The sequence below is a fragment of the Achromobacter sp. 77 genome (assembly GCF_020541125.1).
Taxonomy (GTDB): Bacteria; Pseudomonadota; Gammaproteobacteria; order Burkholderiales; family Burkholderiaceae_B; genus Achromobacter; species Achromobacter mucicolens.
Window position 1 is genome coordinate 3341880 of the sequence record NZ_CP059848.1, and the last position, 23316, is coordinate 3365195.

Genomic DNA, 23316 nt, shown 5'->3' on the forward strand with positions numbered 1-23316 from the left:
TGCAGCGAGGCGGGATCACTTGACCAAGTAACGTGCGCCCGGCGACGAGTGACCAAAGCGGTTGGAAAGTTGCTTGCGAGCGGCCTCGAAGTTGTCCCATTCCGCGCCGTCTTGCAGTGGGGGAATGGTCACGACCTCCCCGATATCGAGGCCGGCCAGAGCGGCGTCGACCATGTCCTCCGTGCGCATGACGATCTCGCCCGGAAGGTTGCTGTGCGGCAGTCCGGCCACGTCCCAGAACTCAGTCGCGGTGGCGCCTGGCAATACGGCCTGAATGCGCAAGCCCTTGGCTGCCAATTCATGATGCAGGGATTGCGTAAGCGCCAGGACGTACGCCTTGGTGCCGCCGTACACGCCGTTCAGGATTTCCGGGCCGATGGCTGCGATGGAAGCGATGTTGATGATGGTGCCGCCACCTTGCTTGATGAAGACGGGCGCGGCGGCATAGGTCAGGCGAGTCAGGGCTGTGACGTTGAGGTCGATCATCTTGACCATCTCGCCAATCTCGCTCTGCGCAAGCGGCGTCACCGCGCCGAAGCCGGCGTTGTTGAGCAGCAGGTCAATGCCGCCATTGGCCAGAATGGTTTCGACTCGCGCCACTCCCTCGTTGCTGCCCAGATCAGCCTTGACGGTTTGCACGTTGCGTCCGGTAGCGGTCGAGACCCTTTCTGCGACCGCGCTCAGGCGATCCTGGTTGCGGGCCACCAGGATCAGGTCGAACCCCCGACGAGCCAGTCGATCGGCATAGACGGCGCCGATTCCGGAAGACGCGCCCGTGATAAGTGCGGTTTTGTCAGTCATGGTCAAGCTCCTTAGTTGATGTGCCGAGTTGCGTTGTTGATGCGATGAAGCCATTGTGCTTTCAGCTGAAAAGACATTTCAGACAACAAACACGCAATTTCTGCCATCACTGACGCCGCAACACAAACACTACGCCCTTAAGTGACTGTCTGATAAGGAATAATTGACATTGCAGAGTTTCGATGGCAATGTCCTCATAAATCAAAAAAACGCATTTAAGGACTTCCATGATCAAGCGCATCGGACTGGTCGTCTATCCGGGCTTCCAAGCTTTGGATTTGGCTGCCCTCACCGTTTTCGAATTTGCAAACGGCTTGCAGAAAGACGTGGTGTACGAATTCGCTGCCTTATCGGTCTCGGGCGGACTCATTGAAAGTTCGACCGGCGTCGTTGTCGGCACCGAGGCGATAGGTTGGGGAAGCTATGACACGCTGCTCATCGCAGGTGCTACAAGCATTCCAAATGCGACACCTGACCTGATCGATAAAATTCGACACGCAGCCGGAGCAACCCGGCGCGTGGCAAGCATCTGTACAGGTGCCTTCATCCTGGCCAAGACTGGCCTGCTGAACGGTAAACGGGCCACTACGCACTGGTACTTCGGAAGACTTCTGCAGGAGCAAAATCCCGAAATTCAGGTTGATGAGGACAAGATCTTCGTCAAGGATGGCGACATGTGGTCATCGGCCGGTGTGACAGCGTGCATCGACTTATCGTTGGCGCTGGTCGAGGTTGACCTAGGCGTGGAAATCGCCAAGACCATATCGCGCCTCATGGTCGTCTACCACCGCCGCACGGGTGGGCAGTCTCAGTTCTCGGCGATGGCGGAAATGGAGCCTAGCTCTGATCGCGTCAAGGAAGCCCTGAGATTTGCAAAGGAGAACCTGAGCAAGGATCTGAGCGTCGAGGATCTGGCGGAACACGTGCATTGGAGTCCCCGTCATTTCAGCCGGATTTTTCAAATGCAAACAGGCATGGCGCCCGCAAAGGCGATTGAAAAGCTAAGAATCGAGGCTGCCGAGACGCTCATTGATCAGGGCCATGCATCAGTAAGCCGTATTGCCTCGCTGACGGGATTTGGCGATGAAGAGCGCATGCGTCGCGCATTCATGCGGTCGCATGGCGTTACGCCGAAGGCCTTGGTCTTGCAGGCCCGCAGCAAGCGCGACAACGTTTATATCAACTGATTCCAACACGCCGGAAAAATGTTCCCGGCGTGTTTTCCGCGCGCCGCGATTACGGAATTTGTGGAAAATCGATTGCCGTATCGTTCACGCGATTGAAGATATTGGTGAATGTAATCACAGAGACGACCAAGCCAATTTCAATGATTTCGGCATCGCTGAATCCGGCGGACTTGATATCGGTAAAGGCCTCGTCGGCAAGCGTGCCAGGGTTGCTTGCAAGCTTGCGAACAAAGCGGGTAAGCGCATCGAAACGCACGTTTCCGGTAGATTGATCTGCAATGACCTGCTTCAACGTCTCTTGCGGAACGCCTGCCAGCTTGCCAACCAGAAAGTGCGCGGCTTGGCAGTAATCGCAACCCGATGCCGAACTGACGGCCAGCTTGATGACTTCCTTTTCCTGTCTGCTCAAGGTGCCGGGCACACTGTCCGCCTGCAAGATGGCTTTCAGGGCGGCAGGGTTGTGTGCGCCGATGGCCGCGTAGGCATTCGGGACGCGACCAGCCGCCTTGCTGATCTGGGAAAAGAGTTCTGCAGTGGCTCCAGAGGCAGACTCAACCGGAGGGGTAACGATTCGGGACATGACTAACTCCTTTGAGAGCAAAGATGGGAGTAGTCACTGTATTTCCCTCAACGACGTTGCTGAAGACGAGCAAGGCTCAACAATATGCTCATTCGTCTCACACACCTGAAAGCGCTGAATTCGCGAACATGACCAATACTGACTGGCTCAGCAACCTGCTGGATATCGTGACCGTGAGAGGGCGCCTGGAGGTGCGCTGCTTGTTTGGTGCCCCGTGGCGCGAGACGTTTGAACAGGCGCCTGCCGACGAGATTCCCTATCACGTGATACTGAGCGGCAGTGCCGTGCTTGAACTTCCAGATCAGCCGCCGCAGCTTCTTGAGGCAGGGACGATTTTCATGGCGGTTGACGGTGGCCCGCATGTCCTGCATGACGGAAGTGGCAAGGCGTCCCTGCCGATCAAAAAGCGCAGTCTCGCCAACATCACGGTCGGCGAAAATCAAGGGCCGGGTGCCAAGATGGACATGTTGTGTGGACGCTTCATGCTGAAGCAACCCTATGACGGGCTCATGCGCAAGCATCTGCCTCCTGCTCTGATCGTCAACACCAATCCGGATAATCAGACCGACCGCGGCACCGAGCTCAATAACCTGATCGGTTTAATCCGCAATGAGTCAATGAATGAGCAGCTAGGCGGCCTCGCCATCCTTAACGCCTTGTCCACTGCGCTGATGGCAGTCGCATTGAGACATGCGGCAAAAGCCGAACAAGCCGCATCTGGATTGCTGGCATTAACCAACAACCCGCGCTTGGCGCCGGCCTTGAATCAGATGTTTCAAGCGCCGGGACAAGCCTGGACACTCCCGGACCTGGCTGCCCTTTGCAATATGTCCCGCGCCACGTTTGTCAGGCACTTCCAGGAAGCGCTGGATTGTTCAGCAATGGAGTATTTGCTGGACATACGCATGTCAAAGGCTGCACAACTCTTGCGCGAGAGTGGCGAATCCATCGGCGGCATCGCCGAGCGCGTGGGTTATCAGTCGGACGCGGCGTTTCAACGCGTTTTCAAGCAGCATCTTGGCGTGACTCCCGCGCAATGGAGAAAATCACCTCGAGCCGGTCTGGCGAATTGATTACCCCTGACTTTGGTGCGACGCGCGCCCGCATGCGATGTACCGCCCGGCCGCACGCTGTACAGTAGCGCCACCCGACCATCACACCCCGCTTCCCCATGAAAGGCTCCCGCAACTCCCTGTCTTCGCTGCGCATTTTCCTCACCGCTGCCGAAACGCTGAACTTCAGCCGCGCGGCCGAAGCGCTTAGCCTGACGCAAAGCGCGGTCAGCAAACACGTGGCGGCGTTGGAGGGCCGATTGGGCACCGCGCTCTTCAAGCGCATGCCCGCGGGCCTGCGGCTGACGTACGCAGGCGCCCTGTACCTGGAACGCATCAGCGCGGCGGTGCGGCTCATCGACGAGGCTGACGCGCTGGTCGCCAACCCCGCGTCGCGCGTCGCCCTGAACGTGGCGGTCTCGCCGTCGTTTGCGCAGTTTTTCCTGCTGCCCAGGCTGGCCGAGTTCTTTGAATTGCATCCCGAGATCCGCGTCAACATCCGCCCTCGCCTGCTGCATGGCCGCGACCGATCTGAACGGTTCGACGCGGAAATCCAGCTTCACACGGGATATGTGTCGGGCATGAGCGCGCAGTATCTGTGCGGCCGCGAAATGGCGCTGGTGGCAGCGCCCTCTGTGATCAAGCGCCATCCGGTCAAGTGCGTGGACGACATCGCCCGATTGCCGTTGCTCAAGCGCGCCCAGCGTGGCTATGGCTGGGACGAGTGGCGGGCCGACGTCGCCCCGCTGTGGTCCGGTCCCGCCGCCACCGCGGCGGAATACGAAGGCTTTTCGATCCTGCTGCCGGCGGTGCTCAATGGCTTGGGCGCGGGCATCATGCCGCTGTGCATGGTGCTGGAGCATCTGGAGTCGGGACGCCTGGTGCGGCCCTTCGGCGAGGCCATCGAAGGCCGCTACGGCTATCACCTGATGCAGCCCCGTCCCAACGTCGGCGGCCCCTACTGCGAAGCGTTCTGCGAGTGGGTCATCGCCCAGGGCCAGGCGCTGAACAAGCAAACGCGGCAATACGCGGGCATCGCCTAGAACCTGACTGTTTTCAGGCCGCGGGCCGCGCAACAGCGCCTATTCCAGTTTGGAATATCCTATGCGCATACTTCCTTTGCGGGGGGCCAACGCGCGCACCACAATGACGTGAATAATTCATGGATCACCATAAAAATCATGTTCAAGTGGAAAAAACTGCTGGCCGCCATGGCCGTTCCCGCGTGCCTGGCAAGCGTGCAATCCGCCTCGGCGGCCTATCCCGATAAACCCGTCAAGATCGTCGTGCCGTATTCGGCGGGCGGCAGCTCGGACGTGGTGGCCCGGGCGATCAGCGATCAATTGAGTGCCGAGCTTGGGCAGTCTGTCGTTGTCGAAAACCGCGCGGGCGCGGGATCGATGCTGGGCACCGCCTATGTGGCGACCGAAGCGCCCGATGGCTACACGCTGTTGCTGGCCGACGTGCCGTTCACCATCGTGTCCGCGCTGTACAAGGACCGGGTGAAATACGACGCGAAAAAGGATTTCGCGCCGATCACGTTGTTGGGCTTGTCGCCCATGTACCTGTTCGTGAATCCCGGGTTCGAGGCGCAGGACGTGCCGTCGCTGGTCAAGGTCGCTTCGGCCAAGCCCGACACCGTCTCCATCGGCTCGGGCGGCAACGGCTCGCTGACCCATCTGATGGCCGAGCTGTTCATGCAGAACACCGGCACCAAGCTCGCGCACATCCCCTACAAGGGCGCGTCGGCATCGGTCAATGACTTGGCCGGCCGCCAGATCGACGCCAGCTTTACGACGATGGCCTCGGCCGTTGCCCTGTTCCAGAGCGGCAAGATCAAGCCGATTGGCGTGTCCTCGCCCGCCCGTCAGGCCGGCACGCCGGACGTGCCGACTTTCCAGGAACTGGGCTACCCGGGCCTGACCGTGCAAAGCTGGTGGGGACTGGTCGCGCCGGCCGGCACGCCTGAGCCCGTCCAGAAAAAACTGTCGGAAGCGATGGCCAAGGTTATGCAGTCCGAGCCCGTCAAGCAGCGGCTCGCCAGCGTGGGCATGAACCTGCCGCCCGACACCAGCGCCGCAGCCCTCAAGGCGTTGCTGACGCAGGACTTCGCCCGCTGGGCCGATCTGGTCCAGCGCGCCAATATCACCTTCGAATAACACGCACGCAGCGCCCCGCGGCATGCGCGCGGCGCCGGAGACATTGATGACGACAAGCTGGCAACAGCAGGCCGCCGACGACGCGGCCTTGATGCACGATTTCCAGACCCTTTGCAGTTTTGGCGGACGCCTGTCCGGCACCGGGCAGGACGATGCGGCCATGGACTGGGCGCTGAATCGGCTCCGGGAAATCGGACCCGACGTGCGGCGCGTGCCGGTGCCCTACGATGGCTGGCGCTGCCTGTCCAGCCGCCTGACCCTGCTAGGCGACGCGCCCGAGGATCTGGAGTGCGTGCCCCTGCTGCGCTCGGCCTCCACCCCCGCGCAGGGCCTGGAAGGTGAAGTGCTGGATGTCGGCGCGGGCCGCCCAGAGGACTTCGAGCGTGCCGGCGATGCCGTGCGCGGCCGGATCGTGCTGGTGCGCCATGAATATCCGTTCTCGCAAACGCACGTGCACCGCCGCCGCAAATACGACATGGCGGTCGCTCAGGGCGCCGCCGCCTTCCTCATTGCCAACACGCTGCCCGGCGCGGGCCCCTTGTCCGGCTCCTCCGGCCGCCCCCGCGACGGCGCGGGCATTCCCGCGGCTTATATTGGCCACGAAGCCGCATCCGCATTGACCGCCCGGCCCGGCGCCCGTGTCCGCTTGCAGATCCAGGGCGAAGAGTTGCGCGATTCGATGGCCTGCGCGGGCGTTCTGGATATGCCCGGCGGCCGGGACAGCCGGATCGTGATCAGCGCCCACATGGACGGCCACGACCTCGGCCAGAGCGCACTGGACAATGCCACGGGCGTTGCCGTCGCGCTGGCTGCCGCGCGGTTGCTGGCTAAACGGCTGGGGCCCGGCACGCCCGGGCTGCGCATCTGCTTCTTCACCGCTGAAGAATGGGCGCTGGCCGGGTCGGCCCGCTACCTGGCCGACATGCCGGCCGCCGAGCGTCAACGGCTGAAGTTCGACATCAATCTGGACACCGTTGCGGGCGACGACACGCTCTGCGCGCTGATCAGCGACTATCCGGCGCTGGCGGACGTGGTCCAGGACACCGCCGCGCGCGCCGGGGTGCCCGTGTCGCACTGGCTGCCTTTCATGCCGAACTCCGACCACGCCAATTTCGCCAAGCAAGGCATTCCTGCCCTGCGTCTGGTTGCGGGCTTCGAGAAGCCCGAATCCCGCGTGCGCCACATCCTGTCTCGCGGCGATTTGCCGGACATCATCCGGGAAGACGAACTGCGCAACGCCTTGGCCGTCACCTGCGCGATGGCGTCGCTGGCGCTGGAAATGACCGATTCGGAACTGGATGCGTTGAAAGCCGGTTCCACTTGCCCGCGCGTCTAGCGCGACCTCGGCGACCTCGATTGCCCGGCCGCGATGCGAGCCGGGCACGCCGCTTGCTGAATATCCGGTTCCACAGGCAGCACCCCGCTGCCTGATCCTTCCAAACCAAGGAGACCGATATGGCCGATCATGTGATCAAGGTGCTGAACAACCTCATCGAAACGTCGAAGAACGGCGAGAAGGGCTTCGCTTCGGCGGCCGAGGACGCGAAGGCTCCCGAGTTGCAGGAACTCTTTCGCAACCGCTCCCGCGATTGCGCCGCCGGCGCCGCGGAATTGCAAGCGCTCGTGGCGCAGATGGGCGGCGAGCCCGAAGACAGCGGCACGGTGGCCGGCGCCATGCACCGTGGCTGGACCAACATCAAGGCAGCGGTGTCCAGCCGCACCGACCTGACGCTGCTCGAGGAATGCGAGAAAGGCGAGGACGTGGCCAAGGCCGACTACGACAAGGCGCTGAAGGAAACGCTGCCGGAAAACGTGCGCGCCATCGTCGAACGCCAATACCAGGGCGTGCTGCACAACCACGACCAGATCCGCGACCTGCGTAACCGCTACCGCGCCACGACGTAAGCGTCGCGCTGCGAACTCAGCAGCACGTGACACGCCGCCTGTCCGATGCAACATGCGCCGGGCAGGCGGCGCGCCCTTGCCGGGCTATCGCATCAGTTCGGCATAGACGCGCTTGAACAAGGCAAAGCGCTCTTTCAGCCCTGCCAGTCCCCCGTTGATGCGCCGCGTAATCCGGGCAAAGTCTTCCAGATCGTCGTCATGGGTCCGGTCGTCGGCCAATTCATTCAACCCACGCGACTGCCAATACCAACCCGCGCTCAGCGCCGCCCATTTCGGGTCGGCCAGCAACTCGGGCGCATTGACCAGGTCCACGCCCATCGCGTCGCCCGCCGAATCGTAATTGCTGCGTCCCGTCAGCTGGATGATGCCTCGCCCGCGATATCGGTAACCATCGTTGCTCAGTGCATCGCCATTGCCCATCCGGTTTGCATAAACCAGATTCGCGAGTCCCTGCGGATTATTCACGTAGGGCAGCGCGGAAGCTTCATCCGGGAATCGTTTGGGCCACACCTTCGTCAACCGCACGGCGGTTGAGTAATTAAGGTCTTCCTCGATCCGGTTGTATTGGCTGGATTCATAGCCCGTCTGCGCCAGAAAACTCGCGATGCGATCAGGAGTTTCAATTTCGTATTTCTGAAACGCGGGCGCCAACGCTTGCGCCCACTCGGCGGGGGCTCTGCAGTTGGGAAACACGCGTTGAAGTTGTTCGGAACTCAGCATGGCGGTTCCTCTGCTTGCTTAAAGGTTCGTGCCGCCCGGGCGATAACGTCGCGAGCCCGATTTTCACGACGATCCGGGGCCGGTCAACGATTGTGAGCCTGCCGGGAAAACCGTCCATACCTCAAATTGCGTACACGCGCCGCCCCGGGCTTGCGCAGCCTCGCCGTAGACGCAGGAAACAATTTATGACACACTCAGATATTTTTGGATACGTTATTACCTTCTCGTCAATCAACCGACACCAAGACCATGAATCGATCGACCAAGAATATGCTGAAACTCGCTGTTGCCTGCGCCGCCGTCCTGGCGGCAACCGGATGCGCGAAAGTTCCGCTGGCTTCCGCAGAAGATAATCAAAAGGCCAAAACCTTTGCGGCGCCGGACACCGGAAAATCCGGACTGTTTGTTTATCGCGACAGTTATGCGGGCAAGGCATTGAAGAAAGACGTGTATATCAATGGCAACTGCCTGGGCGAAACTGCCGACCGGGTTTTCTTCTATACCCAGGTCGAAGGCGACAAACAGCATAAGGTGTCGACCGAATCGGAATTCTCGCCAAACGATCTGCTGCTGACCATGGAATCCGGCAAAAATTATTTTGTCCGTCAGTTCATCAAGCTGGGCGTGTTTGTGGGCGGCGCTGGCGTCGAACAGGTGTCCGAAGAGGAAGGCAAACGCGTGATCTCCAAGCCCGAAGTGATGCTGGCCGTCGAAGGACAATGCGGCTAGGCAGTGCGACCTCCCGCGCCAGGACCGAGTCCTTCGCGTCCCACGCGGGAGCTTGACACCTTCCCCCTGTCCCCGGGAACATACGCCATTCACCCGGGGAGCGCGTCCCCGCGCAACATCCGCCCGGCATGCCCCATTCCCTTCTGACTCCCCTCGCCCATCACGCCCAGGACCTGCTGTCCGCCGTCCGCCGTGACGCGCCGCTGGTGCAGTGCCTGACCAACTTCGTGTCCATGAACTACGCGGCCAACGCCGTGCTGGCAATTGGGGCGTCGCCCGCCATGGTCCATGCCGAAGAAGAGGCCCCCGAGTTCGCCGGATTCGCCGGCGCGGTTGTCATCAATATCGGCACGCTTTCCTCGCCCTGGCTGCAAAGCATGCTGCTGACGGCCAAGGCCGCCGCGGACGCGGACACGCCCTGGGTGCTTGATCCGGTCGCGCACCACGCCACCGCCTTTCGCCGTGACGCCATCCAGCGGCTGCTGGACCTCAAGCCCGCCATCATCCGCGGCAACGCATCCGAGATCATTGCGCTGGCCGGCGGCCTCAGCGCGGGCAAAGGCGTGGACGCGCGCGACGCCGTGGCGCATGCCGAGCAGTCTGCCCGGGACATCGCCACCCAGCGCCAGACGGTGGTGGCAGTGACGGGCGAAACCGATTACGTGACGGACGGCGCACGCGCCGTACACATCACGGGCGGCTCGCCGCTGATGCCGCGCGTGACCGCCACCGGGTGCGCGCTTAGCGCGGTGGTCGGGGCGTTTGCCGCGGTATCGCGCAACGATGCGTTTGCCGCGGCCGTGGCCGCGCTGTCGTGCTTCGGCATTGCGGGCCAGCGCGCCGCTTTGCATGCCGACGGACCAGGATCGTTCGCATGGCGGTTCCTGGATGCGCTGGCCGCGCTGGAAGCGGATTGCCTGACGCGCGAGTCTCCCCTGCGTTGATTTGGCCCCGTGCATGTCACGGGTAGGTCACACACCGTCCCCAAAATTCTTTCCTTCAACACGGAGGAAAGACGGTGAAGCCACACCTACGCAAGATCTATGCAGTCACCGCCAGCTTTGCGCTGGTAGCCGGTCTGTCCGCCTGCGGCGGCGATGACGATGATGACGACACCACCGCCCCCGAGACGCCGCCGCAGGCCAGCGTGCCGCAAGGCGCCACGCTGGACGTCGCGATTCTGGGCACCACGGACCTGCATGCGAACGTGCTCGGTTATGACTATTACAAGCTTGCCGAAGACAAGAGCTACGGCATGGACCGCACGGCCACGCTGATCGCCAATGCGCGCAAGCAGCACCCGAACACGCTGCTGTTCGACAACGGCGACACGGTGCAGGGCACGGCGCTGTCGGACTATCAGGCCCTGGTGTCGCCGGTGCAGTGTTCCGACATGATCGCGATCTACAAGCAGATGAAGCTGCTGTCGTACGACGCGGCCACGATGGGCAACCACGAGTTCAACTACGGCCTGCCCTATCTGTCGCAGATTACCAATGTGGACTTCGGGCTGGCCGGCATCGGCAAGGGCACGGCGCAGACGAACCCGGCGGGCGCCAAGGATTGCGCCGCCCCGGCATTTCCGTTCGTGTCAGCCAACGTTGTCTCGGCCGCCTCCAAACAGCCGATCTTCAAGCCGTACGTCCTGCTGGAAAAGACCTTCAAGGCGACCGACACCACCGGCAAGTCCATCGACGTGCCCCTCAAGGTGGGCGTGATCGGCTTTGCGCCGCCGCCCATCATGCAATGGGACAAGGCCAATCTGGAAGGCCACGTGGAAGTCACGGGCTGGAAGGAGACCGCGGCGCGCTACGTGCCGGAGATGAAGGCCGCGGGCGCGGACCTGGTGGTGGCGCTGGCGCACGGCGGCATCGACCTGGCCACGGCTTACAGCCCCGACATGGAAAACGGCGCGGGCTATCTCAGTCAGGTGGCGGGCATCGATGCGCTCATCACGGGCCACCAACATCTGCTGTTTCCCGACACGAACGCCAAGTCGCAGTTTGCCGGGCAGCCGGGCGTCGAACTGGAAAAGGGCTTGATCAACGGCGTGCCCACCGTGCAAGCCGGCCAATGGGGCAACAACCTGGGCCAGATCACGCTCAAGCTGGCGTATGACCAGGGCTGGAAGGTGCAGAAGGACGCCACGCAGGTGCAGCGCATCTCGACAAGGCTGACGGCGCAAAGCGGATCCACGCCCGCGACCTACGTCGCGCCTGACTCGGCCGCGCAGCAGCTGGTGCAGGCCGAGCACGCCGCGACCATCGGCTACGTGAAGACGCCGATCGGCCAAAGCCAGTTCGACATGGCCACGTACTACGCGCTGGCGGGCGACGTGTCCGCGCTGCAGATCGTGAATATGGCGCAGATCGACTACCTGTCCGACTACATCGCCAAGAACAGTCCGTCGTACGCGGGCCTGCCGATCCTGTCGGCCGCGGCGCCGTTCAAGGGCGGCCGCAACGGTCCCGGGGACTTCACGTATGTGAAGCAAGGCAACGTGGCCATCAACAACGCGGCCGACCTGTACCTGTACCCGAACACGCTGCAAGTGGTGCGAGTCAGCGGCGACATCGTGCGCCAGTGGCTGGAGAAGACGGCCGAGCAGTTCAAGCAGATCGACCCCGCACAGGTCGCGCCGCAGGACCTGATCGACACCGGCTTTCCCACGTTCAACTTCGACGTGCTGTATGCGGCGGGCAACGCGCTGCGGTATGAAATCGACGTGACGCAGCCGAAGGGCTCGCGCATCAAGGCGCTGACGTACAACGGCGCGCCGCTGGACCTGACCGCGCAGTTCCTGGTGGTGACCAACAATTACCGCGCCAGCGGTGGCGGCGATTTCCCCGGCTTGGCCGGCGGCAAGGGCGACATCGTGCTGCAAGCGCCGGATGCCAGCCGCGACGTGTTGATCGCCTACATCAAGAAGAACCCCACGCTCGACCTGGCCACCTTCGGGCTGGATCGCAGCTGGCGTTTCACGCAGGTGAGCGGGCTTGCCGGACCGGTGGTGTTTTCGTCGGTGCCGGGCACGCTGGCGATGGCCACGGCGCACGGCGTGACCAACGTCTCGGTGTACGACGCAACGCCGGACCCGGTGACGCAGCTGTCGCGTTATGCGCTTGATCTGACCCAGTAAGCGGCCCGCCGCCTTACCGGTAGTACACGCAGATGCGCTTGCCGCCGATTTCGTGCACGTCAATCGGCAGCTCGTACAGATCGCTCAGCACGTCAGGCCGGATCAGTTCGGCCGGCGTGCCGTGCCGGGCGATCCGCCCCTGACGCATCGCCACGATGCGGTCCGCGTAGCTGGATGCGAAATTGATGTCGTGCAGCACCAGCACCACCGTCTTGCCCAGTTCATCGGCTGCCCGGCGCAGCGTGCCCATCATGGCGACGGCGTGCTTCATGTCCAGGCTGTTCAGCGGCTCGTCCAGCAACACGTAGCGCGTGTCCTGGCACAGCACCATGGCCACGAACGCGCGCTGGCGCTGGCCGCCGGACATCTCGTCCAGGTAGCGGCCGGCCAGCGGCTCCAGATTCAGATACGCGATGGCCTGGTCGATATGGACCTTGTCATCCATCGTCAGCCGCCCACCCGTGTGCGGGTAGCGGCCAAACGCCACCAGATCCCTGACCGTCAACCGCAGCGGCAAATGGTTGTCCTGACGCAGGATGGCCAGGCGCCGGGCCAGCTCGCGGCTGTCGGCGCGCGTCACGTCCAGGCCTTCGACCAGCACCCGCCCCGCGCTCATCGCCAACAGCCGGCTCACCATGGACAGCAAGGTGGACTTGCCCGCGCCGTTGGGCCCGATGATGGCGGTGACGCCGCCTGCCGGCAGATCCAGGCTGACATCGTCGATGACGACGGTGTCGCCGTATTGCTTGCTGACCTTCTGGATTTCTATCATCGGCGCCCCCTGCGCAGGATCAGGACGAGGAACATCACGCCGCCCACGAATTCAATCACCACGCTGACCGTGGTGTTCAGCCCCAGCACGCGCTCCAGCAGCGTCTGGCCGCCGACCAGGAATATGACGCTCAGCAGCATCGCGGCCGGCACGGTGTGGCGGTGCCGGTCCGACCCCATGGCGTGATACGCAAGGTTGCTGACCAGCAGGCCGAAAAACGTCACGGGCCCGACCAGCGCCGTCGACACGGACACCAGCACCGCAATGGCCGCCAATGTCAGCATGAGCGTGCGGCGATAGTCCACGCCCAGGTTCAAGGCAATATCGCGCCCCAGCGCCAGCACGTCGTAGCGCCGGCGCATGCGCCAGATAAGGAGCGAAGCCGCACAGACGGCCGCCAGCGCGATCGGCAGCAATTCGATGCGCACCGAATTGAAGCTGGCGAACATGCGGTCCTGCAGCACCAGGAATTCATTCGGATCGATCAGCCGGACGACGAAACTGGACAGGCTGCGAAACAGCAGTCCGAAGACGATGCCAACCAGCATCATCAGATGCAGGCTGCGCACGGCATCGGAGAACAGCCAGCGGAACAGCAGGCACGCGAACGCCGTCATCGCGCACACTTCCAGGAGAAAGGCCGCGACCGGATGACTGGCGGTGGCCGCCGCCTGCCCAAAGCCAAACACCACAACCGCCTCGATCAGCAGGTACATCGCATCGAAGCCCATGATGGCGGGCGTCAGGATGCGGTTGTGGGTAATCGTCTGGAACAGCACCGACGACACGGCGACCGCATAGGCCACCAGCAACATCGCGAGCAGCTTGCCGCCGCGAAAAGGAATGACGAATGACCACTGGCCATTGGCGCTCAGCGTCATGAAGGCCACGATGCAGAGCAGCGCAAAAGCGCCCAGCGCCGCAAGGCGCCACGTCTGCGGCGCGCGCGCGGCCAAGGGCGTTATCGAGATATCAGCCAACGCGATTCCTCCGCGTGCGCAGCAGCCACAAGAACAGAATGCTGCCCAGCACGCCCACCACCGTCCCGATCGGAATTTCGTAGGGATGGATGACCAGGCGGCCAATGATGTCGCAGGCCAGCACGAACACGCCGCCCAGCAGCGCCACCCACGGAATGGCGCGGCGCATGTTGTCGCCCAGCACCAGACTGACGGCATTGGGCACGATGAGGCCCAGGAACGGGATGCTGCCGGCCGTCACGACCACCACCGCTGAAATGGCGGAAACGATCAACAGGCCCACCAGCGTCAGCCGTGCATGATTCAGTCCCAGGTTGGACGCGAACTCGCGGCCCATTCCCGCAACCGTGTAGCGGTCGGCGGCGGCATAGGCCGCGCAGGCCAGCGCAAAGCCGATCCACAACAGTTCGTAGCGGCCGCGCAGCACGCCGGAGAAGTCGCCGGTCGTCCACGCATGCAGGGATTGCAGCAGATCGAAGCGGTACGCCACAAAGGTTGTGACCGCCTGGATCACGCCGCCCAGGATCAGCCCGATCAGCGGCACGATGAACGGCGTGCGCAGCGGCACGCGTCGCAAGAGGGCCAAGAACAACAAGGTGCCCGCCAGCGCGAAGCCCGTGGCCGTCAGCATCTTGCCGATGACGGGCGTATCGGGCGCCAGCAGCGTGATGACCAGAATGCCGAGCGTGGCGGACTCGACGGTGCCGGCCGTCGTGGGTTCCACAAAGCGGTTGCGCACGAGCATCTGCATGATAAGGCCGGCCACGGCCAGCGCCATGCCCGCCAGCAGCAGCGCAAGCGTGCGCGGGATGCGGCTGACCATCAGCAGGCGCCACGCGCGTTCGCCCGCCTCGCCGCCGTCCCACAGCGCGGTCCACGGCATCTGGCCAGCACCCAGGCTGACGCTGGCCACGCACAACAACAGCAATACCACCACCACGGCCGCCAGGCTGCCCCACCCGCCGATTGCGCGCCGCCAGTTCACCAGCCGCCCTTCCCGTCTTGCATGTTGTTTACTTTCCCTGCGCCAACGCCGCCGCGATCTGGTCCACGTTCTGCTGCATCGCGGTCAGGCCCGCGCTGCCCAGCAGGTACCAATTAAAGCCGTTCAGGTACACCACGCGCTGGTTCTTCCAGGCCTTGGTCGGACGCACCAGTTCGTTGTCCAGCATGCGCTCGGCCGACACGCCTTCTCGGCCGATGGCGGCGTCGCGGTCGATGACGAACAGCCAGTCCGGATCGGTCTGGGCGATGAACTCGAACGAGATCGCCTGGCCGTGGTTCGACACGTTCAGGCCCGACGCGGCGGGCTTGACGCCGAACGCGTCGTGGATCACGCCAAACCGCGAGCCCGGGCCGTAGGCGCTCATCTTGCCGCCGGTGGTCAGCACGATCAGCGCCGTGCCGGAATTGGCCGCCTTGCCCTTCAGCGATGCAATGGACGCGTCCAGCGCCGCCAGCTTTGTCTTCGCCTCGTCTTGTTTGCCGTACAGCGCGGCCAGCATTTCGGTGTTGCGCTTGACGCTGCCGACCAGATCCTTGGCATCAACCGTCAGGTCGACCGTGGGCGCAATCCTGGAGAGCTCGTCGTACTTGGGCGCCGAGCGGCCCGCCACGAAGATGACCTGCGGCGCGGCGGCGTGGATGACCTCGTAGTTGGGCTCGAACATCGTGCCTGCCTTGAGGTAACGCTTGTCCGCAAACTGGCTCAGGTGCGGCGGCAGCTTGGCGGCGCTGGGCACGCCCACGGGGTCTACGCCGAGCGTGTGCAGGGTATCGAGCACGGCCAGATCCAGCACGATGGCCTTGGTTGGGTTCGACGGCACCGCGGTCACGCCACGCGCATGCTTGACCGGCGTGGTGGACTGCGCGGCGCAAACCGCTGCCGCGGCGCTCAGCGCCAAGGCCATGCCGGTGCGCGTTGCCCAGCGGCGGGCAGCGCCCGCCTGTTTTCCATTGTTCATGCAAACCTCTCTGTTGCGGGGCGCTCTCGCGCCCCCGTAAGACTCAGAACTTCACGCCCACGCCCAGCCAGTAGCGGCGGCCGTCCTCGACATAGCCGAAGTCGTCGTAGGCGACCTCTTTGTCGAACAGGTTGTAGATGCCGGCGTAGACCGACACGGTCTTGTTCACGGCGTACGAACCGCCCAGGTCCACGAAGGTGTAGGACGGGGCCACCAGCGCGTCCGAAGACGGGCCGGTCACCGGCTGGCTCTCGCGGCCGCGGAAGTTCACGCGCGCCCAGGCCTGCAGCGCGTCGGACGGCTGCCAGTTCACCGTGGTGGTGAACAGGTGCTTGGGCAACTGGTTCAGCGGCTCGCCCTTGTATTGGCCCGACTTCTGCTCGGACTTCGTGAAGGTGTAGCTGCTGGTCATCGACCAGTCGGCCGCCAGCGGCAACTTGAGGCTGGCTTCGACGCCGCGCGACACGGCCTTGTCCACGTTCATGTAGGTGGTGGGATTCGAGCCGAACTGGTTGGGGCCGTCCGTGCACTGCGTCAAGGGGCAGGCCACCCGGGTGATCTTGTCCTTGAAGTCGTTGTTGAACAGCGTGACGCCGGCGCTCACGCCTTGGCCGTCGTCATACAGCAGGCCGATTTCCTGGGTCACGGACTTTTCGGGCGTCAGGTCCGGGTTGCCGTACATGTTGCCGCCACGGCTCGTCTGGCCCCAGCCGGCCACGGTCTGGCGCAGGTCGGGCGCGCGAAAGCCCGTGGAGACGCCGCCCTTCAGGGTCCAGCGTTCGGCCATGTGCCACACGCCGTACAAGCGCGGGCTGAAGTGGTTGCCGAAATTCTCGTCCTCGTCCATGCGCAGGCCGGTCGTGACGGCAAAGCTTTCGGTCAGGCGCCATTCGTCTTCGGCGAACAATGCCCATTGATACCGTTCGACCTTGCTCGGGCCGCCAGCAAGCTGGTTGCCCGTCTGATCGTTCAGGCGCTGGTTCAGGTAACTGCCGCCCAGCGTCAGCATGTGCGAACCCAGCGGCAGCGACCAACTGGTCTGCAGGTCCAGGTTCTTGATCTTCATCTGGCGCGAGCGGTTGTCGAACTCTTCCTGCTGCACGTAGCTGTCGGACACGCCCCAGCCCCAGCGGCCAGTGTGCGACAGCGCCCACTTGCTGCTGCGGTAATCGGTTTCCGAGGACGCCGGGCAGCCCGTTCGCGGGCACGCGGTGCCGGGCGGCAGCGGCTCGACCGTCTTGCCCAGGGTGTCCTGGAACTTCTGGCGCATCGTGGTCGCTTCCAGCACGATGTCGTGATCGCGGTTGGGCGTGAGCGCCAGCTTGGCGGTCACGCTTTCGGCATTGCGCTTGCGAAAGCCGTTGTAGATGTCGTCTTCGTCGCGCTGCGTGGCCTGGCCGTAGATCTGCAGGCCCAGCAGGTCGTTCTTGATCGGGCCGGCCAGGTAGAAATTGCCCTGGTAAATGTCGCCCGAATTGCTGCTTTCCTGGATGGTTGTATCCATGCGGATTTCGCCATGCCATTCTTCAGGCACCTTGCGCGTGATGATGTTGATCACCCCGCCCATCGCGTCCGAGCCGTACAGCGACGACATCGGCCCGCGCACGACTTCAATGCGCTCGATGGCCGACAGCGGCGGCGTCCAGCCGCCTTCGACGCCCGTCGAATCCGAATTGGTGCGGGTTTCGCGCGAGTTCTGGCGCTTGCCGTCGATCAGGATCAGCGTGTACTTCGGTCCCATGCCGCGCAGGCTGATGTCCTGGCGGTCGCCGCCGCCCGTGACGATGACGCCGGGCACTTCGACCAGCGCGTCGTTCAGGTCGCGGTAGAACTTCTTGTCCAGGTCTTCGCGCGTGATCACGCTGATCGAGGCGGGCGCATCCTGGATGCGCTGCTCGAATCCGCTGGCGGTCACGACCACCGTGTCCATCGTCGTGGTGGCGTCGGCGGCCTGGGCCCAGACCGCTTGCGGCGCAATGCCGAAACCCGCGGCGCACAAGGCGGCGGCCAGTTGCGTGCGCGACGCGGCGATGCGCGGGCCCGTAGCCACTTCTTTCCTGCTCATGATTCCAACTTCTCCCGTCCCCGGTTTGCACCGCGCCCCACGCGCAGCGTTTCGCCGGCTCCCACTTATTAATGAAAACCATTCTCATATTAGAATTGGGGCTTGCAGCACGCGGCAACACGCTTTCCGCAACTTTTATCTTCTTTGCACTTCTTGACACTGCGCCGTGCACCCTTCGGCCAAACTGCCGGATGCACGACGCCCAACACGCATGCTCTTGAATCATTCAGCGGTGGCGCGCCGCATCCTGCTCATCGACGACGACGTCGAGCTGGCGCAGATGCTGCGTGAATACCTGGAACCGAATCAGTGCCAGCTCACGCTGGCGCACACCCGCTCGCAAGGCCAGACCCTGCTGGCGCAGGACGACTTTGACCTCGTGCTGCTGGACCTCATGCTGCCCGACGGCAATGGTCTGGACCTGCTCAAGCACTACCGCCAGCGCTCACGCCGCCCCGTCATCATGTTCACGGCCCACGGCGGCGAGACCGACCGCGTATTGGGGCTGGAATTCGGCGCCGACGATTATCTGGCCAAGCCGTTCAGCCCACGCGAACTGAAGGCCCGCATCACGGCCGTGCTGCGCCGCTTCGAGCAAGCCCCCGCCCCCGCCAGCCCGTCCCTCAGCCTGGGCGCGCTCTCGCTGGACCCGGCGACGGGCCGCGCGCGCCTGGGCGGGGACGAGGTCATGCTGACCGGCGCCGAACAGCGCATCCTGGAAATCCTCATGCGCGCGCCCGGCCAGGTGATCGCACGCGACCAGATCGGCATGTATGCGCTGGGCCGCGCCCCAGACCGGTACGACCGCAGCATCGACACGCACATCAGCAGCCTGCGCAAGAAGCTGCGCCTGGATCAACACGCCGACATGCTGTCCATCCGGAATCTGCGCGGGCTGGGCTACGTGCTGGCGGGCGCCGCGTGATGACGCTGCTGCCCGCCCGCTCGCTCTTCTGGCGCGCATTCCTGACGTTCTGGGGCGCCATGGCGGTCATCCTGGTCTGCGGCATGGTGCTGACCGCCAGCGTGGCCTGGTACCGCTTCAATTCGCTGGATGGCCTGAACCCGGGCAACCTCACGCGTGACGCCGCGCAGGTAGCGCGCACGCAGGGCGAAGGAGGCCTGGCGCGCTGGGTCCGCGCCATGGACGACAACTACTCGGCGCTGAAGATCTACATCATGGATGCAGAGGACCGGGACATCCTGGGCAGGCGCCTGCCCACGCGGCTGCATGACTGGCTGGTCGCATACCGCGCGGGACCCGACCGGGCCACGCAGTCCGACTACGCGCCGGCCGATCCCGCCGGCGAGCGCGTCTCCTGGTGGGAACCCCAGACGCTGCTGCTGCCGGACGGCTCGGAAATGCTGATGCTGTTCCTGCCCTTTGACTCGTCGCGCTGGGAGGTGCTGGCGTTGTCGCCCGTCGCGCTCGCGCTGCTGCTGTTCGCGCTGGCGGTCACTGCGCCCTTTTGCTGGGCGCTGACCCGCCACATCACCGCGCCGCTCGCGCAACTGCGCCAGGCCACGCATGCCCTGGCCGCGGGACGCCTGGACACGCACACCCCGGCCAAGCTCGCCACGCGCAAGGACGAACTCGGCCTCTTGGCGCGCGACTTCGATGCGATGGCCGTGCGCCTGAAGGCGCTGGTCGATACGCGCGAGCAGCTCCTGCACAACGTCGCGCACGAACTGCGGTCGCCGCTTGCGCGCCTGCGCCTGGCCTCGGAACTGGCGCGGCGCAACGACGAGCGGCGCGATCTGCAGCTGGACCGCATCGAACGCGAATGCGAACGCCTGGACGCGCTGGTGGGCAACACTTTGCGGCTTGCCCGCGTGGGCGCGCTGCCCGTGCCCACCGAACCGCTGGATCTGTCGGAAGTCGTATCGGGCGTGGTGGACGACGCGCGCTACGAGGCGGCGGGCCGGCGCCTGCGCATCGATTGGGAAACGCCGGCGCCCATCCTGATCGCCGGCGACCGCGCCAGCCTGGCCAGCGCGATCGAGAACGTGCTGCGCAACGCCTTGCGCTACGCGCCCGCCGAAAGCGTCATCCGCGTACGCCTGCTGACCAGCGCCACCGAGGCTAGCCTCGAAATCGAAGACCGCGGTCCGGGCGTCGCCACGCAGGAACTCGCGTCGTTGTTCGAGCCCTTCTATCGCGCGGGATCGGCCGCCGCCGCCAACGCGTCAGGCGGCGGCGCGGGGCTGGGCCTGTCGATCGCGCAAGCCGCGATCGCCGCGCACAAGGGAACGATATCGGCCCGCAACGTGGCGCCACAGGGACTGAGCGTGCGCATGGACCTGCCGCTGCTGACGACGCCAGCGTAAGACGACGGGCACGGCGCCCAGGTCGAGGACGTGGCGGTCAGTCCGCGTCGGCCAGAATGGCTGCGGGCAGCCTGGGCAACACCCGCATGGCATTTGCGGTCGTCGCGTGCGCCACCTGCCCCGGCGTGATGCCGCGCAGGTCCGCCAGCACCTCGGCAATACGTGCCAGTTCGCCGGGACGATTGCGGCGGTTCGGCTCGTGCAGCCAGGCGGGCGGAATGTCGGGCGCGTCGGTCTCAAGCACCAGATGCTCCAGCCCGACGTCCACCGCGTGCCGGCGAATTTGCAGCGCGCGCTCGAACGTCATCGCGCCGCCCATTCCCAGGGCAAATCCATGATCGATGAAGGCCTGCGCCTGCTGGGCGCTGCCATTGAACGCGTGCGCAATGCCGCCGATGCGCGGATGGCGGCGCAGGTATTTCAGCAGGATGTCCTGGGATTTGCGCACGTGCAGCAGCACCGGCAGGCCAAATTCGACGGCCATGTCCAGCTGCGCGGCGTAGAAGCGCTCCTGGCGCTCGCGCGGCTCGCCGGACGAAATTTCCGGCACGAAGAAATCCAGTCCGATTTCGCCAATGGCGACAAAGCGCGGATCGCCAAGCGATGCCTTGATCGCTTCGCGCAACGCGTCCAGATCGGCGTCGTCGGCGCGTTGGACGTACAAGGGATGAATGCCCAGCGCATAGGCGCCGCCGGCGATGCTGGCGGCCAGGTCACGCACGATGGCGAAGTTGGCCCGTTCGATGGCCGGAATCACGATGGCCTGGACGTCGGCGCGGGCGGCGTGGTCCGCGACCTCGGTGCGGTCGGCATCGAATTCAGCGGCGTCCAGGTGGCAATGGGTGTCGATGAGCATGGGCGTGTCCTCCGAATGCGGATTATCCGCCCGCGGCCGCCGTGCGGACCAGCGACCGGCGGCTTTCGCTGCGGACCGGGCTAGCCGGACACCAGGCGGCCGTTTTCCATCAGCAACTGACGGTCGGCGCGGGCGGCAAGTTCGGGATCGTGCGTCACGATCGCAAATGCCGTGCCCGACTCCTGGTTCACCCGGGTCAGCAATTCGAACATGTTGTGGGCGGTGTGGCGGTCCAGGTTGCCCGTGGGCTCGTCGGCCAGCACGCACACCGGTCGCGTCACCAGGGCACGCGCCAGCGCCACGCGCTGGCGTTCGCCGCCCGACAACTGCCCCGGAAAGTGGCCTTCGCGGGCCGACAGGCCCACCAGACCCAGGACTTCGCGCGCGGCCTCGCGCGCCTTGTCGCGGTTCTCGCGGCGCACGATCAGCGGCATTGCCACGTTGTCCAGCGCGGAAAACTCCGCCAGCAAATGGTGGAATTGGTACACAAACCCCAGGCTGCGGTTGCGCACCGCGCTTTTCCGCGATTCGGACAGCCCGATGCCCAGTTGGCCATCCACGGTGATCGAACCGCTGGTGGGCACGTCGAGCAGTCCCAGGATATGCAGCAAGGTGCTCTTGCCGGATCCCGAAGCACCCACGATGGCGACCATTTCGCCGCGCGCGACGGACAGGCTGACGTTGCTGAGCACTTCGATGCGGGCGGGGCCTTCGTCGTAGACCTTGACGATGTTCTCGGCCTGCAGCGCCGGGGTGGCGCCGGCCTGGGGCGTGTGCGTCGGGGAATCAATCATGGCGCAGCACCTGTGCGGGTTGCAGGCGCGAGGCGCGCCAGCTCGGATACAAGGTCGCCAGCAAGGACAGCACCAGCGAGGTCACGCCGATGGTGACGATGTCACCCACCTGGGGATCGGACGGCAGCGCGCTGATGAAATAGATCTCGCGCGGCAGGAAATGCACGCCCAGCATGCGCTCGATGAACGGCACGATCACATCGACGTTGTAGGCGATGGCAATGCCGCCGGCCACGCCCAGCAAGGTGCCGATCACGCCGATCAGCGCGCCTTGCACCAGGAAGATGCGGGCCACTTCGCCCGGCCCCGCGCCCAGCGTGCGCAGGATGGCGATGTCCGATTGCTTGTCCTTGACGGCCATGACCAGCGAGGACAGCAGGTTGAACGCGGCCACGGCCACGATCAGCGCCAGGATCAGGAACATCATCCGCTTTTCGGTCTGGACCGCGGCAAACCAGGTGCGGTTGTTGCGCGACCAGTCGCTGGCCATGACATAGGGCGGCAGGACGTTGCGCAGCTCGGCCGCCACCTCGGGCGCCTTCTGCATGTCGGCGATGCGCAGGCGCACGCCGGCGGTGCCGCTTTCGCGGAAAACGCGGGCGGCGTCTTCGTTGTCGACGAATGCCAGCGAGGAATCGTATTCATAGTGGCCGGACGAGAACACGCCCACCACGGTGAACTGACGCATGCGCGGCGCGAAACCGGCCGGGCTGATCGAGCCCTGGGGCGCCATCATCAGCAGCGTGTCGCCCACCTTGACGCCCATGCCGTCGGCCAGTTCATTGCCCAGCACCACGCCGAAGCCGCCGGGTTTCAGGTCTGTCAGCTTGCCCGACACCATTTGCCGGGGCAGGTCTGACACATTGCCCTCGGTGGCCGGATCGATGCCGCGCACCTGAACGCCGCGCAGCGCCTGGCCCCTGACCAGCATGCCCTGCGCCGCGACGAAGGGCGCGCCCGCCTTGACCTCGGGGTTGCGCTCGGCGGCGGTGGCAAACTGTTGCCACTGCTCCAGCACCCGTTCGGGCGACGCGCCGGGAAGGTAGAGTTCGATGTGCGGCAGCACCGACAGCATGCGATCGCGCACTTCTTTCTGAAAGCCGTTCATCACGGACAGCACCACGATCAGGGCGGCGACGCCCAGCGCGATGCCCGCCATGGAGCTGGCGGCGATGAAGGAGATGAAGCGATCGCGGCGGCCGCGTCGCTGGCGGATACGGGCAAGACCCGCATAGCGGGCGCCGATCCAGAGTTCGTAGGGTATTTTCAGCACGTGCGCATTATT

At 64.4% G+C, this 23316-nt stretch carries 22 protein-coding genes; 11 read left to right on the forward strand and 11 right to left on the reverse strand.

What is annotated here, in order from left to right:
* Positions 1-15: 15 nt before the first annotated feature.
* Positions 16-801 carry an SDR family oxidoreductase gene (locus H4P35_RS15405; protein ID WP_218948877.1) on the reverse strand — a complete coding sequence of 262 codons (786 nt, stop codon included), beginning with the start codon at positions 799-801 and terminating at the stop codon, positions 16-18.
* A gap of 227 nt (positions 802-1028) precedes the next feature.
* Between H4P35_RS15405 and H4P35_RS15410 the strand changes: the two genes are divergently transcribed.
* On the forward strand, positions 1029-1988 hold the full coding sequence (locus tag H4P35_RS15410) for a GlxA family transcriptional regulator (RefSeq protein ID WP_276558123.1): 960 nt from the start codon (positions 1029-1031) through the stop codon (positions 1986-1988).
* Between the two features lie 49 nt (positions 1989-2037).
* Here the strand turns inward: H4P35_RS15410 and H4P35_RS15415 are convergent, their stop codons facing one another.
* Positions 2038-2568, reverse strand: a complete 531-nt coding sequence (locus H4P35_RS15415) for a carboxymuconolactone decarboxylase family protein (RefSeq protein ID WP_217617549.1) — start codon at positions 2566-2568, stop codon at positions 2038-2040.
* A gap of 128 nt (positions 2569-2696) precedes the next feature.
* Between H4P35_RS15415 and H4P35_RS15420 the strand changes: the two genes are divergently transcribed.
* From H4P35_RS15420 to H4P35_RS15440, 5 genes are all read left to right on the forward strand, one after another.
* The gene (locus tag H4P35_RS15420; RefSeq protein WP_226846166.1) at positions 2697-3641 is read left to right on the forward strand and encodes an AraC family transcriptional regulator; all 945 of its coding nucleotides are present in this window, start codon (positions 2697-2699) and stop codon (positions 3639-3641) included.
* Between the two features lie 98 nt (positions 3642-3739).
* A complete protein-coding gene (locus H4P35_RS15425) occupies positions 3740-4663 on the forward strand; it encodes a LysR family transcriptional regulator (protein WP_226846167.1) in 924 nt (307 codons plus the stop codon).
* 138 nt (positions 4664-4801) lie between these two features.
* Positions 4802-5779 (forward strand): tripartite tricarboxylate transporter substrate binding protein, encoded by a 978-nt coding sequence (locus H4P35_RS15430; RefSeq protein ID WP_226846168.1) that lies wholly within the window; start codon positions 4802-4804, stop codon positions 5777-5779.
* 46 nt (positions 5780-5825) lie between these two features.
* Positions 5826-7115 (forward strand): M28 family peptidase, encoded by a 1290-nt coding sequence (locus H4P35_RS15435; RefSeq protein ID WP_226846169.1) that lies wholly within the window; start codon positions 5826-5828, stop codon positions 7113-7115.
* Between the two features lie 119 nt (positions 7116-7234).
* A complete protein-coding gene (locus H4P35_RS15440; protein ID WP_142054773.1) occupies positions 7235-7684 on the forward strand; it encodes a PA2169 family four-helix-bundle protein in 450 nt (149 codons plus the stop codon).
* Positions 7685-7768: 84 nt separating this feature from the next.
* Here H4P35_RS15440 and H4P35_RS15445 read toward each other — a convergent pair whose 3' ends face one another.
* Entirely contained in the window at positions 7769-8404 is a 636-nt protein-coding gene (locus H4P35_RS15445; protein WP_226846170.1) for a glycoside hydrolase family 19 protein, read from the reverse strand.
* Between the two features lie 249 nt (positions 8405-8653).
* On the opposite strand from H4P35_RS15445, the gene H4P35_RS15450 reads away from it, so the two are divergent.
* From H4P35_RS15450 to H4P35_RS15460, 3 genes are all read left to right on the forward strand, one after another.
* Positions 8654-9133, forward strand: a complete 480-nt coding sequence (locus H4P35_RS15450; protein WP_226846171.1) for a DUF2846 domain-containing protein — start codon at positions 8654-8656, stop codon at positions 9131-9133.
* Between the two features lie 128 nt (positions 9134-9261).
* Positions 9262-10077, forward strand: a complete 816-nt coding sequence (thiM, locus tag H4P35_RS15455; protein WP_180098498.1) for a hydroxyethylthiazole kinase — start codon at positions 9262-9264, stop codon at positions 10075-10077.
* 74 nt (positions 10078-10151) lie between these two features.
* Positions 10152-12272, forward strand: a complete 2121-nt coding sequence (locus tag H4P35_RS15460; RefSeq protein ID WP_226846172.1) for a 5'-nucleotidase C-terminal domain-containing protein — start codon at positions 10152-10154, stop codon at positions 12270-12272.
* 13 nt (positions 12273-12285) lie between these two features.
* Here H4P35_RS15460 and H4P35_RS15465 read toward each other — a convergent pair whose 3' ends face one another.
* The 5 genes from H4P35_RS15465 to H4P35_RS15485 all read right to left on the reverse strand — a co-directional run bounded on the left by H4P35_RS15465 (position 12286) and on the right by H4P35_RS15485 (position 18053).
* The gene (locus H4P35_RS15465; protein ID WP_226846173.1) at positions 12286-13044 is read right to left on the reverse strand and encodes an ABC transporter ATP-binding protein; all 759 of its coding nucleotides are present in this window, start codon (positions 13042-13044) and stop codon (positions 12286-12288) included.
* Positions 13041-13925, reverse strand: a complete 885-nt coding sequence (locus H4P35_RS15470; protein WP_370638982.1) for an iron chelate uptake ABC transporter family permease subunit — start codon at positions 13923-13925, stop codon at positions 13041-13043. Before H4P35_RS15470 ends, H4P35_RS15465 begins: the two co-directional genes overlap by 4 nt.
* 91 nt (positions 13926-14016) lie before the next feature.
* Positions 14017-15009, reverse strand: a complete 993-nt coding sequence (locus H4P35_RS15475) for an ABC transporter permease (RefSeq protein ID WP_226846175.1) — start codon at positions 15007-15009, stop codon at positions 14017-14019.
* Between the two features lie 28 nt (positions 15010-15037).
* Positions 15038-15988, reverse strand: a complete 951-nt coding sequence (locus H4P35_RS15480) for a siderophore ABC transporter substrate-binding protein (protein WP_226846176.1) — start codon at positions 15986-15988, stop codon at positions 15038-15040.
* A gap of 43 nt (positions 15989-16031) precedes the next feature.
* Entirely contained in the window at positions 16032-18053 is a 2022-nt protein-coding gene (locus H4P35_RS15485; RefSeq protein WP_226846177.1) for a ligand-gated channel protein, read from the reverse strand.
* A 211-nt stretch (positions 18054-18264) separates the two neighbouring features.
* Here H4P35_RS15485 and H4P35_RS15490 point away from each other — a divergent pair, with 211 nt between their 5' ends.
* Together H4P35_RS15490 and H4P35_RS15495 are read left to right on the forward strand one after the other, a co-directional pair.
* Positions 18265-18978 carry a response regulator transcription factor gene (locus H4P35_RS15490; RefSeq protein WP_226846178.1) on the forward strand — a complete coding sequence of 238 codons (714 nt, stop codon included), beginning with the start codon at positions 18265-18267 and terminating at the stop codon, positions 18976-18978.
* Positions 18978-20381 carry an ATP-binding protein gene (locus H4P35_RS15495; RefSeq protein WP_226846179.1) on the forward strand — a complete coding sequence of 468 codons (1404 nt, stop codon included), beginning with the start codon at positions 18978-18980 and terminating at the stop codon, positions 20379-20381. Before H4P35_RS15490 ends, H4P35_RS15495 begins: the two co-directional genes overlap by 1 nt.
* Before the next feature lie 37 nt (positions 20382-20418).
* Here the strand turns inward: H4P35_RS15495 and H4P35_RS15500 are convergent, their stop codons facing one another.
* From H4P35_RS15500 to H4P35_RS15510, 3 genes are all read right to left on the reverse strand, one after another.
* Complete coding sequence (locus H4P35_RS15500) at positions 20419-21237, reverse strand: TatD family hydrolase (protein ID WP_226846180.1); 819 nt, start codon at positions 21235-21237, stop codon at positions 20419-20421.
* Between the two features lie 80 nt (positions 21238-21317).
* A complete protein-coding gene (locus H4P35_RS15505) occupies positions 21318-22031 on the reverse strand; it encodes an ABC transporter ATP-binding protein (protein WP_056318936.1) in 714 nt (237 codons plus the stop codon).
* Positions 22024-23304, reverse strand: coding sequence for a lipoprotein-releasing ABC transporter permease subunit (locus H4P35_RS15510; RefSeq protein WP_056318935.1), 1281 nt, complete (start codon positions 23302-23304; stop codon positions 22024-22026). The genes H4P35_RS15505 and H4P35_RS15510 overlap by 8 nt, the downstream gene beginning before the upstream one ends.
* Between the last annotated feature and the right edge of the window lie 12 nt (positions 23305-23316).